Consider the following 15,290-nt stretch of genomic DNA (forward strand, 5'->3'; position numbering starts at 1 on the left):
GCAATTGTGCAGTTAGAAATGTAGTCGCAAAAAGCAAATCAGACAGGCTGCTTTTGCCGGAAAGCAGCCTGTCCCTCTTGCCCTGCGCTTATTTGATTTTCCAGAGAACGGCATGCGTCTCTGCCGATCCCGGGCTGGTCTGGCTATAACCCACCGCCTGCTTATGATTGTTGATGGCCTTGGCAAAGCTGTTCCCACCCAGCGAACCCAGATCGGTCATCACGCCTTTCTGCCATATGAAGGCCTTTGTCGGGCCTAAAGTCGCAGAACTGAAACCCACCACCTGTCCCTTATCATTGATATCGAATACTCTGGTTTGACCTCCGAAAAGCGTACCCAGGTCAGTCATGACACCATCCTGCCAGAAGAAACCGTGAAAAAGTGCCGAGGAATCTAGATCCGAGCCCGCCACCTGCCCCCTGTTATTGATAAAGATATCCACGGCGGTCCTTTCATCTTTATCAATCGGGCCCAAATCGGTCATCTTGCCCTGGACGAGGTGTTGCTGCACTTCTCCAAGAAGCAGAAGTCGGCAAGGCAGAAGTATGAGGTATTCATAGCTGATGGTGTCGAACGCGGGTCCCCTTAGAACTACCTGGAAGGGCTGGGGAGAGCGGTCCGGCAGCTGCACTGACCTTAATCCATCTCCCTTACGAGGTCTTTACCTGGACCGAAACTTTTAATAACGTTGTTGCTTATTTAAAGTTTCTATCGTAACATTAAATAACTAATCCGGTTATTAAAGGTTTTGACTATGCGCAAGAGCGATTTAAGTCCGGAGCGGCGAGGGTTACTTGTTCCTGTCAGGGAGTATTCCGGCAGCTTTGCCCTGGTTCCCCCTCCCACCCCTCGTGCCCGTGATCTGGTCGGGTTACCGGGATTGGAGGATAAACTGGTCAGGGCTCGCGAGGCTCTTGACAGCTTGCAACGGTTATCGGCGGTGCTGCCGAATCCGGATCTGGTCACCAGGACTGCCGATCGCCGGGAGGCGGTCAGAAGCAGTCAGATTGAGGGAACCCAGTCGGGGATCAATGACCTCCTTGCATTCGAGGCGACCGGTAGCGACGAGGGCTTACCACCAGATGTTCAAGTGACAAAAAACTATGTGTATGCACTTGAGCATGGCCTGGAGCAGGTACGGGAGAGCGGGGTTTCGGCGTTCAGTTGCGGGCTCATCAAGCAGATTCATGCCCGGCTCATGGAGAAGGTTGCGTCCTTTCAAGGAATTCCCGGAGAATTCAGGGACAGGCAAAACTGGATTGGTGGAGGGTTGAGGATCGATCAGGCAAAGTTTGTTCCCCCCCCTGCCGAATACATAGACCCCTGTATGGAGGACCTTCTCCAGGTGCTGCATTACACGCCGGAGGAAGAAGATTTTTTTGAATTTTCCATCATAATGAGGATGGCCGTTGTTCATGCCCAGTTTGAAACTATCCATCCCTTCATCGACGGCAATGGAAGGGTCGGGAGGATACTCCTCCCACTGATGCTGGCCGCCGAGGGCCTGCCCCCTGTGTACCTTGCAGGTTACCTGAAGGAGAACCAGCGCGAGTACTATGAAGCACTGGCAGGGGTGCAACTGCGCGGAAGATGGGCAGAGTGGATTCGTTTTTTTTCAGCAGGTGTGGAGGCCGCTGTTCAAGAGGCGATAGATACCTCTGTCGGATTGGATGCAATCGTAAAGAAATGGGAAGCCATAGTGGCAGATATGGGACTTCGGCGTCAGTCGGTGTTGCATAGATTTCCGAGGCTCATGGCAGGCACCCCTGTACTGACCGCAAACCAGGTCAAAGACGCTCTCAATATTTCATTCCCGTCGGCAAGTGCTGCTCTGGCGAAATTGGAAGAAGTCGACATCTTGGTTCAACGGCAACCTCATCGGCGCAACAGGTGCTTCTATGCGAAGGAAGTCATCGAGCTTCTTGACCGGGCGCCCAAGGTGCGGCGATAGATTAATGGCGGGCTGGGCCTGCACAGAAGTAGCACTGACCGTTGCGTTCAGACATCGTCTGCCATAACTTTTGAAGACAAAGAGGACACACATGCAACACTACATGATCGGCATCCTGATATTGACCATCTGCATGGGCGGCTGTGCCCGCACGCTTCCGCCCAGTGAGGAACTTACTCAGGCGGTGACCAAGAGCTTCGCTGCCACGGGATTCAACTACACCTCGAAGAGCAGGATTACCGACCTGAATGTGCCCCGGAAAGACCTGCCCAAAATGCCGGGCAAGAAGACCAATCTGGCCCTGGACAAGGGGCTTGAGGTGCTCGACAGTCTTTCCGTCACTTTGGACGGCGCCGTGGACACGACGGCAAAAAGGTCCCAGGTGCTCTATGCCCTGCGGTACGAAAGGGACAATCTGGAAATTTCCGTCAAGCTGCCCATTTTGATGGATTACGGGACGCAGACGGTCTACCTGGGCACCTCCATCTACACGACGGTCCTGGAGTCACTCTACCCGCAAGCTCCGCCAACCAGGGGCAAGCTGATCCGGATCGACCTCAACAAACTCTTGCAGGAGGGAACCGCCAAGAAGCCCGAGTTGGCAAAGGTGGTCGGCAGCAATCTCCTCAATGGCAAAAACATCGACCTGATCAACAATGCCATAAAGGCTGCGGTCCTTAAGGAACTCCCCAAACTGAAGGAGGACTGCTTCAGGGATCAGCCGCTCTCCGACAAGGACAGGCAAGCGGGGGTGATCCGCCGCATTCGGGTGGATCTCGGCCGTAGCGAGTCCGTTTCACTGGCCCTGGGGGCAATGGAGAGTGTCGTCGAGGCCCTCTATCAGCAGCAAATTATTCCCGAGCAGGTGTACACGGTCCTGCTTACTCTGACCGATCCCAAATTTGCGGAAGAGGCAAAGGAGAAACTTTCAATAAATGCGACCTTCCATGTGGGTATTGCCCCTTCCGGGCAGGTGGCGTATGTGGAGGGACAGTATGACATGGCTGACCGGCAGGAACAGTTCCGCGTGGGAGTAGAAACGGTCAGCACCTTCTCCAATTATGGCGCTCCCCGCTTCACCTTGTTGCCGGAACAAAGCGGGGTTGTGGATTTCACCGAGCTCCTCAAGGTGATTGCTGTTTCGGCCCAGGAAAAAAAGGCCGACGTTGATGCCTCAAATGCGGAAGAGATTGACGAAACGAGTAAGGACGGCACGCTCGATACAAAAGGTGATGTGTGGCTTCAAAGAGCCGATGTTGCCCTCTGACCAGGCGAATCTGGCACAGCGATCCAGGACAAGGACAGGGGGACGTAGTTGATTAGTGGAGTAGCGATGCTTGATAACAAACAACTGCTGTCCCCCACCACCTGTCCCTTATAGTTGATGTCGATCCCAAAGCTGTGATCATGGGAGGTTTGGGGATGCCCCGTTGTCGTCCCTCTGCTTCGCAGCAACACTCATAAAAGCTTCCGTAAGGTATTCTCCGTCTGCCCCCCGATAAATTCCATCAAACGGTACAATGCATCGCACCTGTAGGGAGCGAAGCTGCCATTGAAGAGCTGCAGCCGGATCTCCTCGATCCTTTTCGCCAGTTCAACAACGCGGCTGAGCACCAATCGGGGCTTGATTCCGGCCTCTTCGGCAAACAGCTCCCAGTGTTTTTTCCGGAGAGAGTCCGGATCGCTAATGCCGCCGATTTTCATCGCCAAACCGGATGCCAGTCCGTAATGGGCAAAGATCCTGGTCGAAACCAGATCGTAGAATGGCGCCAGCACTGGGCCTTTCGGCAGCAACAACAGGGAGATGTTTTTGCCATGGGCATCGGAGTTGCCGATAAGGTAGTTGAAGATCAGCCAGTTCAGCAGGGAGAGCACATCTTTCCCCGACCTGATGCTCGCATGGCGCAGGAGATCGATGCATGAGACCAGAGTCGGGCCACCTTCCGTTTCATACTTGAACTCGGGGGGGATTGCGAGCGCTTGGCAGAAGTCTTCCTGATGCAGTCTTCTGGTACCCCCTGCAACGGCAAGGCGGTCATAGCGTTTGACTACGAATACGCAAGTCTCGCCATGCCGATGAATGAATGACTCGGGCACATCGAGGCCGACCGCCCGGGCCAGGGCCATGCAGAATGCCTCGTTTTCAACTGTGCCGTCCAGTCCTTCAATGGGAGGTTTGATAATATAGTTGCTGGGAGCGTCGCCAAGCCCAAGATGAAAGTGCTGCTCGTCATAGTAGACGGGAAGCTTCTTCTGGGCGCCGGCCAGAGACAGGCGAACACCTTTCTCACCGGCCAACAGAGGCCGTCTGGGAAGTTCTTCGATAATGGCATCCAGTTCATCCAGAGAAAGTTGTCGGTAAGCTGCAGGTTCCGGTTGAAATTCGTCGGTTGCAGGATAGAGCGAGACTGCGCCGGCACAGTCGCCACCGATTTTTTCCAGAAGGCCGTAATCGTTGTTCGGGGAAACGCTGAGGTTTCGGGAGATAACCGCCCGCATTCTTTCTTCGGGAAGGAGGTTGGCAAAAAAGGGGTGTGACTCATCGTCGAGATATGGTTCCCGGCGTAGTGGCAGGGAAAGGGATAACGGCATGTGTGATGTGGCGAGCCACCGCTTATCGTACTGAAAACAGAATCGTTTCCTGTCGTCCAGCCACAAGCTGCCGACAACAACTCCATCGACCCTTACCTGAAGAGCATTGCTCATGTTTCCTTCCCCGGTCCGCTCCAGGTGCGGAGATTGGCCTCAAGTTCGATGCTGAGGCAGCTAAGCACCTGCAGCACCTTGTTCAGACGCACGGTTTCCTTGCCGTTCTCCAGTGCCGAGAGAAAGGCGTAGCTCACCCCACAGACCGCTGCCGCCTCCTCCAGGGTTAGTCCGTCAGTTTTACGTTTCTGCTTGATGATGCCGCCCAGGTTTTTCACAGTTAAGATTTTCACTCTGCCCTCATTTATCTGCGTTCGTATATATATAACAGGTTTGGGGGGAATTGACAGGGGAAAATATAAGATCGCATATATTTAGCAGCCGACTGCTGGGATGAGCGAAAATTATATACGATATTATATGATTGACTAGGAAGCTGATGTTTTTGGCATGCTCACCCCTTCTTTGCGTCTCCTCTGGAAAAGAAAATGCTGCAGAAACTGTGCGATGATTAACGCTGCAGGTACCCGGCATGATCGACGACGGTATCGGGGGCTCCGTTGATGAGGGCCTGGCGGTGGCGCTCCAAAAGTGGGCTCTTCTCCATGGTCCGCTCGTCGATGAGTACGAGGACCGACTCAACCGTGGCGAGCAGTTTGTCTTCGCCGGCAAGGCGAAATTCTGTGGCGAGGGTGAAGGAGGTGGTCCCCACGTGAGTGGTGCGGACGGAGGCTTCGATGACGTCGTCGAAGCGGGCCGGCGCTTTCCATTCTGTGGTCTGCTTGACCCATTGAATGCCGTAGGTGCCGTCGGCAAATTCCCGGCGCAGGCCGATGGCGCGCATGAATTCAGAGATGGCTACGGCGGTGTAGTCACCGTAGCGGGCGTTGAAAACTACCCGCTGCATGTCGCACTCGGCGTAGCGGACGCGCAGGTAGTAGCGAAACGGTCTGTTCATGGTAATTCCTTTTCTGTGATTTCTTCGAGGGCATAGGTTTTTTCGGCCCTTGCCCGGCGGCGCATGGCGTAGTAAAAGCATGTGCAGGCCAGGGTCAGGAGCCCCAAGGCAAGATACACATTCGCGTAGCCGAAGGCAAGGATACTCCCGCCGAGGAGGTAGGCCCCCAGACCGACTCCCCCGTCCAGGCAGGTAAAGACGGTGGCTGTTACCTCACTGGCCCGGTGCGGGGGTGAGATTTGTATCGCCAGGGTCTGGATGCTGGGCACGGCCATGCCGTAGCCTACGCCGATCAGGGCTGCCGCCGAAAGCAGTCCTGCAGCGGAATGGATGCAGCCCATGAGCAACAGGCCGGCTGCCATGAGGACAATGGCCGGATAGATGGCGGCATCGGGACCGAAGCGGTCGTACATGCGCCCGGTCGTCACCCGGGCGGCGACGGAGGCCGCTGCCATAACCACAAAGAAGTAGTTGGCCGCAGCCGTCAGGCGCAGTTCCGCAGCATAGACGGCAACGAAGGTCAGTACTCCGCCATAGGCAATGGCAATTACCAGAATGATCAGCGATACCGGAACCGCCTTCCATTCATAAAGATCGTGAAAGGAAAATCCTCGCTTGATTTGCGGCCTTTCGTCGGGAATGGTCATGGCACAAAGAATCAACATGCCCAACAGGCTCACCAGAGCACTGAGGATGAAGACTGCCCGGTAGCCCAGTGTCTGTGACAGGGTCAGGCCGAGATAGGGACCTATGGCGCCACCGGCCAGAACCATGGTGGTAATGTAGGCCAGTCCTTCGCCCACTCTGGACCTGGGGATCAGGCGGCTGCCCATGGCCTGGATGCCGGTATTTGCCACGGCAAAGCAGGCTCCGCTGAAAAATCTGATCAGCATGACACCTGCCACCGTTGTGGCCGAAAGATAAAGGAGGTTGGTCGCCACGAAGAGAAATCCACTTGCCAGAAGCACGCGGCGGCTGCCGAATCGTCCTTCGAGCCGGGCCGTCTGGGCACGGAAGAGGACAGCGGCAATAAGAAAAATGCCGTTGACGGCACCGGCAGCCTCCATTGAGCTGTGCAGCTCTTTCAGCAGGTAGACCGGCATGACCGGAAGGTACAGGGCAAAGGGGATGAAGAGAAAAAACATCCCCAGCGTCGTCAGGGTGAAGGTTCGCGACCAAAGGATTTCTTTTGTACCGGTGTGTGCCATAAGTCCCGCACTTCAGCCTGTCTGGATGCTGGTCAGCGGCTGCGATTGATAAAACGGTCAGCCGAAGTCGCCATGGAAAACTCGCTGCGGATCATGTTCTGCAGGTCGTCGATGGAGCCGATGGCCTTTCTCAACCGTTCCCGTTCAGGTCCCGGGAGTTCGTGGGGATTGATGTAACAGGCGTCATCGATGATTCTTTTGCGCAGCCTGTTTTGCTGCAGAAGTCGATGGCCGGTGATGACATGATAGGCGTCGGCCAGCTCGCTTGCCATCTGGTCCGTCAGGCGGCCTGCGTCCCTCAGCCGGTCGATTCTGGCCGGGGTGGAGGTCTCCTCTATACCCACGTGGACCGCCAGCAGCCGGACGCACATCACGAGCGGCATCCAGGCCATGACCTTGATATTGAATTCTCCCCGGTGCAGCCCGTCGGCCTCGACGACAAATCGCCTGAGGAACCCTTTGGACAGCCGCATGGAACTGACGACTCTGGCCATGTGCCTGATGGCCTGGGGATTCTCTCTCACCCGTGACCGGACCGACTTGCCGAAGCCAAGGCCCAGGTCCCGGTCGCCGCAGATGAAGCGGACGTCCATCAGGGCGATGAGATTGACGATACTCTTTTCCCAGTCGCTCCTTTCCAGGCGGAGCATGTGGGAAAGTCGGCTCTCCCATTGCTGCACTGATCCACGCCATGCCTCATTGACCGGCATGATGCCGCCGCTGCATCTGCTGATGCCGACCGCCTCGAGTTTATTCACGAATACCGAGCCGAGGCTGGCGAAGTAATCGCCTGGCTCCTCCCCCATTTGCACGGATATGACTTCGCCAGAGCCATGTAGAAAGAGGTAATCCTGGTCCGAAAACAGCAGTTCTTCCCTTCGGCCGGCGCTGCCGACTGCGAAAAGCGATAGGGGTGCCTCGCAGTAGGACCCGGCGAAATAGAGCTCCCGGCGGGCCAACTCCAGCACCCGTTCTACAATCGCTTCCCTGGCGGCCGTACAGATCTCCTGAACCATCGGTGTCGAGCCTGTGGCGAGGAAAAGATCACTGGCCACGCCGACCAGCCGTTCATTGATGGAACGCAGGACAGCCAACTCTTCAGCAGCGGTAGCCATGGCAACCAGTGACCGAAGCTCGCTGCGGGCTGTAGCTATACTGCCCTGCAGCGGTTCCAGTGCCCCCCTGACCAGGGCCAGGAACTCCTCCCCCGGGGAGATATCCAGTCGCGCCAACCGTTCGCGCACTATCCGGTCCACCTGGGACAGGGACAGCTCCGTTGGGAGTCGGTCCACATTCACCTCATCGTTTTTTCACCAGGCTGTCTGTAACGTAAGTGTCACAGCCTCAATTTGAAGACATTGGTGACAGCGTCTGCAAGAGAGCCGATCATGGCCGGGTCTTGAACGGCAGGAGATGTGGTCATACGAATACGGGCGGGGCTTGAGCCGCCGCCCGTAGACAGACAAAATCAAATGCCCGTTCCCAGGCAGACAATCAATCATGATACTTTTTGAGCAGCGCCCTGGCATCCTTCAACAGGGCCACGCCGTTGCCCCCTTTGGCATTGACCTCCTTGATCCAGTCATTATCCACGTTTTCGCAGGCTTTCACCCAGCGCTTGTACTCGGCATCGGTCAAGACATTGAAGGTGTTGCGGCGCTCGACAGCGATCTTTCTCGCCGCCACCGTAAAGCTGTCGAAGGTCTTGCCTGCCCACTTGGATGCTGCAAGGCCACTGTTGTTGTCGATTACCTTCTTTAATTCGGGAGACAGACGGTTGTACTTGGCCGGGTTCATGGCGAAGGTGAAGATGGAGTAGGCATGCTTGGCCTGCCCGGGAGCGGTCTCCGTGTGGGTCTTGCAGATTTCCTGCAGCTTGAAGGCCGTGGTCACTTCCCAGGGGATACTGGCCCCGTCAACCACGCTCTTGGAGATGGATTCGGGAACGGCCGGCGCCGGCATCTGCACAGGCACTGCGCCGAGCGCCGTCAGGGTCTTGGAACCGATGCGGCTTGGTGCACGAAGTTTCAGCCCCTTCAGGTCTTCCAGGGTCTTGACCGACTTCTTGCCGAAGTGCATCTGGTTGCCGTCATGCAAATGGGTGAAGAGCAGTTTGGTGCCTTTGAATTCATCCTGGGCATTTTTCTGGACATATTCCCATAAGGCCTGACTCCCGCCTTCGGAACTCTTGGCCATGAACGGCAGTTCGAAGACCTCGGCCTTGGTGAAGCGTCCCGCCTGATAGGTGGGCAAGGTCCAGACGATGTCGGCTACCCCGTCACGGACCTGGTCCAGGAGTTGTGCCGGGGTACCCCCCAGCTGCATGGAAGGATAGATCTGGCACTTGAGCTTGCCACCTGACTCCTTGCTTATTTTCTCGCACCAGGGGAGTAGTATTTTTTGATGGAAATTGGAGCTGGTCGGCAGGAAGTGGGATACCTTCAGGGTAACCACGTCCGATGCGGCACCGGCCGGGACGGATACAAGCAACGTGGCGGCAATGGACAACATGATCAATTTTTTCAGCTGTTTCATGACAGGCCTCCTCTTTGGGGTCAGGGTTGGAACGTATGTACCAGGTACAGGGATATGATGGGGAAAAAGAGCAGCAGGGCAATGCGAACGAAATCGGAGAACAGGAACGGCATCACTCCCTTGAAGGTTTCCGTAAGGGGAACGTCCTTGGCCAGGCGGTTGATGATGTAGACGTTCATTCCCACCGGCGGGTGCACCAGGCCGATCTCCACTACCATAAGGGCCAGAATGCCGAACCAGATGGATTTGTCTTCCGGTGCCAGACCCCAGTAATTCAATCCCATGACGATGGGATAGAAGATGGGAATGGTGAGCAGGATCATGGCCAGGGAGTCCATGACGCAGCCCAGGAAGATGTAGATCAAAAGGATCATGATCATGATGAGAAGGGGAGACAGGCCGCAGTTCTGCACCCAGGTCGCCAGTTCGGTCGGCATCTGCGAGACGGCAAGCCCGGTGTTGAGCATGTCGGCGCCGAGCAGCACCAGGAAAATCATCGCCGTGGCCTGGGCGGTGCCGACCGCGCTTTCGATCACCCCCTGCAGACGCATGCCCCCGGTGATGACGGCGAGAATGCCGCAGGCAGCAGCGCCGATGGCAGCTGCCTCTGTGGGATTGGTCCAGCCGCCGTAGATGCCGACGATGACCACGACAAAAACAATCAGCACCGGCGTTACCAGCATCAGGCTGCGCAGGCGCTCCGACCAGGGGACGCTGGGACCGGCCGGACCGGCGGCAGGATTGATGGTGGTGAGAATCCTGACGACGATCATATAGCCGAGCATGGCGATGATGCCCGGCAGGACCGCGGCCATGAACAACTTACCGATGGACTCCTGGGTGAGGATGGCGTAGATGACTAGCGGCACCGAGGGGGGGATCATGATGCCCAGTGTCCCGCCGGCCGCCAGGCAGCCGGTGGCGAGCGAACCTGAATAGCCGTAGCGGCGGAGTTCCGGAAGGGCAACCTGCCCCATGGTGGCGGCGGTGGCCAGTGATGAGCCGCAGATGGCGCCGAATCCGGCACATGCGCCTATGGCAGCCATGGCGATCCCCCCCTTGCGGTGCCCCATAAAAGCGCTGACGCAGCGGAAGAGGGCGTTGCTGAGGCCGCCATGGGTGGCAAATTGCCCCATCAGCAGAAACAACGGGATCACCACCAGGTCGTAATTGGATAGCCTGGCATAGGCGAGATTCTTGAGAGTGGCCATGAGCGGCTGAAGCTCGCAGCCCGAAAGAAAGAAATAACCGCCTGCACCTACGGTGAACATGGCGATGCCGATGGGAATGCGGATGACCAGAAGGCCCATCATCACCGCGAACATGAGGAAACCGATCTGTGTGCCGCTCATAAGGACCTCCAGACGGCCAGGCGCAGCTGGTGGATGCTCATGTAAAAGCCGGCCACGGCCAGCAGCACGAAACCGGGTACCATGAGTGCCTGAGGGATCCAGACGGGCCAGCTGAGGATGGCCGAAGTTTCCCCAACCTCTTTCAGTGCCAGGGCTCCGGCGGCAGTCCGCCAGGCGATCAAGGCGCCGAACAGGCCTACCATCAGCGAACCCAGGCAATCGAGAAGCGCCACCTTGTGCGGCGCCATTTTATGGGTGAAAAAATCAACTTTGATGTCACCATGGATCAGGTGACAGTAAGCAAAAAAGGTCGACAGGGCCAGTGCTGCACACATTTGCAGGACTTCCACGTCTCCGGGTACAGCAAAGCTGAAGAGCTTGCGGCCGACAACGGAGACCAGAGACATTATCACCAGTCCCATGAAAATCAGTCCACCACCAAGGGCGAGGGCGCGAGACAGCTTCAACAGCAGGTTGCCGAAAGGCCCGAAACTGTCGGAAGTGGTGAAAGGGGCGTAAGATAGAGGTTCTTCCCGCATGGATTTATTCCTCCTAGTGTTGAACTGTTCCGATTACGTCTTGCACAGACCAGAGGGGTCTCAGTGTTCTGCATCGGCATTTTTAAGAATCCCCGACCAGTCGTATTGTTGCTCTTTCATTTGTAGCTCCTTTAGCTTTCGGATCAGCCTTGAATAAGGGTGTGCAGTCACAGTTGGATGAAGACGAACTTCTGGCGTTCCTTTCACAGGGAGGAGTCCGTGAAAGTGGGGGCACCCTGTGCAGAGTGCCCATGGTCATCACATTTCAAGCATTAAGGGTTTTAAAAGAAATAATAGGCAGCGAAACGGACAATATTGTTCTGGCCGCTGGCGGTGGTAGCTGCGCCGGTGGTTGTGGCCATATACTGGGTTTTATTGTGCTCGAATTCGGTGGCCAGCCTGATTGCCGCATTCAGATCATAGGTGATGTTGGCGTAGACAAGCTCGTTATACCGTTCGACTCCGTTTACGGCGCCCTGGCTGAGACCTATGGTGGCAGCGGAAAGGCCGTTGTAGTTATCGGAATTAAGCACACTACGGCGATTGTAGCCACCGGTGATCCCCATATCCTGGGTCGGATAGAATTTGAGCTGGCCATAATAGCCGTATCCCTTGGCGCCGGTCAGGTCAGGTTTAGATCCGACAACCGACAGGGCAGTTGCCCCCTGCATGTCCATCCCTGAGGCGATGTAGGCCTGGGTCTCAAGGGACATGGTCATGGCCCGGTTTTTACCGTCCTTGGACTTGAGGAGCGGGACAAAGCCGTAGACGCCGTAGCCGTACACATCAACCTGGTGGTTCCCTGCGATTTTTTGCCTGCCACCAAGGCCGAACAGCCCTGCCTGAAGCGGACTCATGCCGAGGCCCATGAATCCGGGCGAAACACCGAGCGCTTTGCTGGAGAACATGATTTGTCCTGCTGCATTAACCAGACTGCCGTAACCGCCAGTTTTGGAGAATGAGGCGGCAGCGCCAGAAGCGCTGTCCTGGCCCGGGTTCTGGAGGGAGAGGACCAGCTTCAGGGAGTTGTCTGCGTTCAGATTGTATTTCTGGGTCAGGCGGATCTGGGGTACCCGTGGATTGTTGGGAGCGCCGGTTGAGCTACCCTGGGAGAAATCGATGGTATCGGCTGCGGCCGGGCCGAAGACGTCCCAGAACTGACCGAATAGCACCTGGGTATTGGCCCAGTCAAGGCTGCCGTAAGCATGGCGCAGCCTGAAGTTGGGATTTTCGTTCGTTGTGGCGGCTGAACCTCCACCATAAAAGTCTGCCTCGACAAGGGCGTTGGTTTTTGCCCCCAGAAAGGTCGGACCCGCTACCTTGAACCAGAGCCGGGACTGCTTTGCGGTAAAGATCGATTCATCCTTGCTGCCGTTGATGGGGAGGTTTTGAAAAGCTACCGGGCTGCGGGGACCGACGGCATTGGTGTTATGGGCATAGTCGAGTTTGACATAGCCGCCGAGGGAAAGATTGAACTTGCTCTTTACCGGCGAAGCCATGGCGCCGTAGACACCTGGAGCCACTTCGCATGATGGTGAATAATCACAGTTGTACGGGGCTGTTTCTTCCGCCATGGCGGGTGCTGCAAAGAGCAAGAGTGTTGCTGCCGACAAACCTAATCTTTTAATCACAGTTGCCTCCTTCATTGCATCAGTGTCCAAACGTCACTGTGGTTAATAAACTGCCTCACCAAATTTCTTCTACTGCTCCCCCTTCGTGTCAATCTCCGCCAACCAGGTCGTTCATCTGTGCAGGGCCTCCCTGCTTCATGACTCCATAACCTCCTTTGCTACCGACAAAGCCAAGGACTTCAATCGTGCCCACCGCTTCACCCGGGGCCAGTCCAAGCCCTTCAACGACAGTTCCCCCACGGAATACCTTCAGTTTCTGCCCGATGTTAATTCCTGCCTCCCGGCCCAGGTTGAAGTAGACCTTGTCCTTATCCACCGCTACTACCATGCCGAAGCGTGGAATTAGTGCGGCCGGCTTGCCGCCCGGTGCAACTATGCCTGTCTCCCCGGCTGGTACAGGCGTCGAGCCCTTGATGGCCTCATAGCCTTGTTTAGCCAGCTCGCCCCCCCGGGGTACGCCGCTGTCCACATAGCTCCGCGGAACCCAGATGGTTTCGGGGGCATTGGGGGACATGGTGAAGGCAGGATTGGCAACCTCAACGTAGTCACGCCTGCTGGAGGAACCGGTGTTAGTGCCGGCACAGCCGGCCAGAAACAGCAGGCCGAGAGTGATCACTATCTTGTTCAAAGTCCGCATATCTTTCTCCTGTTAGCGCGAGTCGACATCAATCGGTCAGGCTGCCTGGCTATAGACCATGTTGCGTAGCTCAAAACGCTTGATTTTTCCGGTGGCGGTCTTGGGGAGCTCATCGAGAAAGCGGACCCACCGTGGATATTTATAGAGGGCGAGGGAGGATTTGACGAAATCCTGCAGTTCCGCTTCCATGTGCGTTGCGGATTGATCGGGCTTTTTCAGCACCACGAACGCCATGGGTTTGATCAGGTTGTTTTCGTCTGGGGCGCCGATGACAGCACATTCAAGAACGGCAGGATGCTTGATCAGGCAAGATTCCACTTCGTTGGGCGATACCCAGATCCCACCCACCTTGAGCATGTCGTCGGAACGGCCGGCACAGTAGAAATAGCCCTGTTCGTCCTGGTAATACTTGTCACCGGTGTTGACCCAGTGTCCCATCATGGTCTGGCGGGTCTTCTGGTGCTTGTTCCAGTAAAAGGCGGCGGCGCTGTCCCCCTTGACCAGCAGGGTGCCGATCTCTCCCGGCGCCACGTCGGTCATCTCCTCGGAAACGATGCGGGCTTCATAGCCGGGAACTACCTTGCCGGAACTGCCGGCATGGATGTCGCCGGGAAGATTGGAGATGAAGATGTGGGCCATTTCGGTAGAGCCGATGCCGTCGAGAATGTCCAGGTCAAAACGGTCTTTCCAGCGATTGATATAATCTCCGGGAAGTGCTTCTCCTGCCGAAACGCACAGCCTGACATTGTCCATGCTTCCTTCTGCTTCCAGCATCTGGCCATAGAGGGTCGGCACGCCGAAGAAGAGGGTGGGGCGATGGCGATGGATGGTGCCGTAAACCTGATCGGGGGTCGGCCTTTTCGGCAGGTAGATTGCTGTGGCGCCGACGCCGAAGGGAAAATAGAGGCCGTTACCCAGGCCATAGGCGAAGAACAGTTTTGCAGCGGAAAAGCAGTAGTCGTCTTCTTTGATGCCTAGCACCTGCTTGCCGTAGGTTTCGGTGGCATAGACCATGTCGTGCTGGAGGTGGACCGTGCCCTTGGGCGCGCCGGTGGAGCCGGAGCTGTAGAGCCAGAAACAGGCGTCATCGCTGCAGGTGGATGCTGCTTCCAGGTGAGTGGACTGATCGGCGGTCAGCTCGTCCAGGGAGAGATCACCGGCTGGCGCTTCACCATTGGCGACGATGATCTGTCTGACAAAGAGCAGGTTGTTGCGGATCGGCTCGATCAGTTCCAGCAGGGAGGCATCCACAACCAGCACCCGTGCCCGGCTGTCATTGAGATAATATTCGAAATCCTTGGGGCGGTTCATGGTATTGAGACAGATGGGTACGGCGCCGATTTTGATGGCGCCGAAAAAGGCCTGGGGATAAATTTCCGTGTCCAGGAGGAGCAGGGCGACCCGCTCTTCCATGCGGACGTCCAGGGATTTGAGGGCGTTGCCGAAGCGGTTGACATTTTCCTGAAGCTGCCCGTAGGTGAAAGCCCGCTCCTCACAGAGCACTGCCGTTTTATTGGCGCGTCCTTCGCGGACATTGCGGTCAATGAAATAGTCGGCGGCATTGAATTGTTCCGGCAGATTCAGGTTGTAAGGCATGATGCACCTCCTCGGATGTTGTTGCTGTTTTAGTAAAATAATGTTTTGCAAATTAGGAACCCAATAAATAAAAACAGGGAAGTAATTATTGTAACTTTGCGTAATAAAAGAATAATATGAGATATTATTTTTCTGTTACCTTGTTTTACTAAGCTGTAAATAACGGCGATATGTAAAATTTTGATCGAGGGATGTAAAGAAATGATCAGGTTGAAAAGGACGGGTGGATATGCAGGT

At 56.1% G+C, this 15,290-nt stretch carries 14 protein-coding genes; 2 read left to right on the top strand and 12 right to left on the bottom strand.

Annotation, left to right across the window (positions count from 1 at the left end; genetic code table 11):
* Window positions 1–88: 88 nt before the first annotated feature.
* A complete protein-coding gene (locus tag GEOB_RS00920; RefSeq protein WP_012645289.1) occupies window positions 89–631 on the bottom strand; it encodes an HAF repeat-containing protein in 543 nt (180 codons plus the stop codon).
* 123 nt (window positions 632–754) lie between these two features.
* Here GEOB_RS00920 and GEOB_RS00925 point away from each other — a divergent pair, with 123 nt between their 5' ends.
* Window positions 755–1,951 (top strand): Fic family protein, encoded by a 1,197-nt coding sequence (locus GEOB_RS00925; protein WP_012645290.1) that lies wholly within the window; start codon window positions 755–757, stop codon window positions 1,949–1,951.
* 91 nt (window positions 1,952–2,042) lie between these two features.
* Window positions 2,043–3,218 carry a hypothetical protein gene (locus tag GEOB_RS00930; protein ID WP_012645291.1) on the top strand — a complete coding sequence of 392 codons (1,176 nt, stop codon included), beginning with the start codon at window positions 2,043–2,045 and terminating at the stop codon, window positions 3,216–3,218.
* Between the two features lie 191 nt (window positions 3,219–3,409).
* On the opposite strand, the gene GEOB_RS00935 is transcribed toward GEOB_RS00930, so the two are convergent.
* The 11 genes from GEOB_RS00935 to GEOB_RS00985 all read right to left on the bottom strand — a co-directional run bounded on the left by GEOB_RS00935 (window position 3,410) and on the right by GEOB_RS00985 (window position 15,053).
* Window positions 3,410–4,657, bottom strand: a complete 1,248-nt coding sequence (locus GEOB_RS00935; RefSeq protein ID WP_012645292.1) for a type II toxin-antitoxin system HipA family toxin — start codon at window positions 4,655–4,657, stop codon at window positions 3,410–3,412.
* A complete protein-coding gene (locus GEOB_RS00940) occupies window positions 4,654–4,890 on the bottom strand; it encodes a helix-turn-helix domain-containing protein (protein WP_012645293.1) in 237 nt (78 codons plus the stop codon). The genes GEOB_RS00935 and GEOB_RS00940 overlap by 4 nt, the downstream gene beginning before the upstream one ends.
* A 218-nt stretch (window positions 4,891–5,108) precedes the next feature.
* Window positions 5,109–5,555 carry an acyl-CoA thioesterase gene (locus tag GEOB_RS00945; protein ID WP_012645294.1) on the bottom strand — a complete coding sequence of 149 codons (447 nt, stop codon included), beginning with the start codon at window positions 5,553–5,555 and terminating at the stop codon, window positions 5,109–5,111.
* On the bottom strand, window positions 5,552–6,763 hold the full coding sequence (locus GEOB_RS00950) for an MFS transporter (protein ID WP_012645295.1): 1,212 nt from the start codon (window positions 6,761–6,763) through the stop codon (window positions 5,552–5,554). Before GEOB_RS00950 ends, GEOB_RS00945 begins: the two co-directional genes overlap by 4 nt.
* A gap of 32 nt (window positions 6,764–6,795) precedes the next feature.
* On the bottom strand, window positions 6,796–8,055 hold the full coding sequence (locus GEOB_RS00955; protein ID WP_012645296.1) for a putative nucleotidyltransferase substrate binding domain-containing protein: 1,260 nt from the start codon (window positions 8,053–8,055) through the stop codon (window positions 6,796–6,798).
* A 202-nt stretch (window positions 8,056–8,257) separates the two neighbouring features.
* Window positions 8,258–9,298: a TRAP transporter substrate-binding protein gene (locus tag GEOB_RS00960; protein WP_012645297.1), complete on the bottom strand. Its 1,041-nt coding sequence runs from the start codon at window positions 9,296–9,298 to the stop codon at window positions 8,258–8,260.
* Window positions 9,299–9,318: 20 nt separating this feature from the next.
* Complete coding sequence (locus GEOB_RS00965) at window positions 9,319–10,650, bottom strand: TRAP transporter large permease (protein WP_012645298.1); 1,332 nt, start codon at window positions 10,648–10,650, stop codon at window positions 9,319–9,321.
* Entirely contained in the window at window positions 10,647–11,189 is a 543-nt protein-coding gene (locus GEOB_RS00970) for a TRAP transporter small permease (RefSeq protein ID WP_012645299.1), read from the bottom strand. The genes GEOB_RS00965 and GEOB_RS00970 overlap by 4 nt, the downstream gene beginning before the upstream one ends.
* A gap of 281 nt (window positions 11,190–11,470) precedes the next feature.
* Window positions 11,471–12,820, bottom strand: coding sequence for a hypothetical protein (locus tag GEOB_RS00975; protein WP_012645300.1), 1,350 nt, complete (start codon window positions 12,818–12,820; stop codon window positions 11,471–11,473).
* A gap of 88 nt (window positions 12,821–12,908) precedes the next feature.
* Complete coding sequence (locus tag GEOB_RS00980) at window positions 12,909–13,457, bottom strand: hypothetical protein (RefSeq protein ID WP_012645301.1); 549 nt, start codon at window positions 13,455–13,457, stop codon at window positions 12,909–12,911.
* Between the two features lie 36 nt (window positions 13,458–13,493).
* A complete protein-coding gene (locus GEOB_RS00985; protein ID WP_012645302.1) occupies window positions 13,494–15,053 on the bottom strand; it encodes a benzoate-CoA ligase family protein in 1,560 nt (519 codons plus the stop codon).
* Window positions 15,054–15,290 lie beyond the last annotated feature (237 nt).

It is taken from the genome of Geotalea daltonii FRC-32 (genome assembly GCF_000022265.1).
GTDB classification, from domain to species: Bacteria; Desulfobacterota; Desulfuromonadia; order Geobacterales; family Geobacteraceae; genus Geotalea; species Geotalea daltonii.

Coding starts and splice junctions, on each gene's coding strand:
- GEOB_RS00980 (WP_012645301.1), bottom strand. CDS start 13,457: ATGCGGACTTTGAACAAGATAGTGATCACTCTCGGCCTGCTGTTTCTG.
- GEOB_RS00945 (WP_012645294.1), bottom strand. CDS start 5,555: ATGAACAGACCGTTTCGCTACTACCTGCGCGTCCGCTACGCCGAGTGC.
- GEOB_RS00930 (WP_012645291.1), top strand. CDS start 2,043: ATGCAACACTACATGATCGGCATCCTGATATTGACCATCTGCATGGGC.
- GEOB_RS00925 (WP_012645290.1), top strand. CDS start 755: ATGCGCAAGAGCGATTTAAGTCCGGAGCGGCGAGGGTTACTTGTTCCT.
- GEOB_RS00985 (WP_012645302.1), bottom strand. CDS start 15,053: ATGCCTTACAACCTGAATCTGCCGGAACAATTCAATGCCGCCGACTAT.
- GEOB_RS00965 (WP_012645298.1), bottom strand. CDS start 10,650: ATGAGCGGCACACAGATCGGTTTCCTCATGTTCGCGGTGATGATGGGC.
- GEOB_RS00960 (WP_012645297.1), bottom strand. CDS start 9,298: ATGAAACAGCTGAAAAAATTGATCATGTTGTCCATTGCCGCCACGTTG.
- GEOB_RS00970 (WP_012645299.1), bottom strand. CDS start 11,189: ATGCGGGAAGAACCTCTATCTTACGCCCCTTTCACCACTTCCGACAGT.
- GEOB_RS00935 (WP_012645292.1), bottom strand. CDS start 4,657: ATGAGCAATGCTCTTCAGGTAAGGGTCGATGGAGTTGTTGTCGGCAGC.
- GEOB_RS00950 (WP_012645295.1), bottom strand. CDS start 6,763: ATGGCACACACCGGTACAAAAGAAATCCTTTGGTCGCGAACCTTCACC.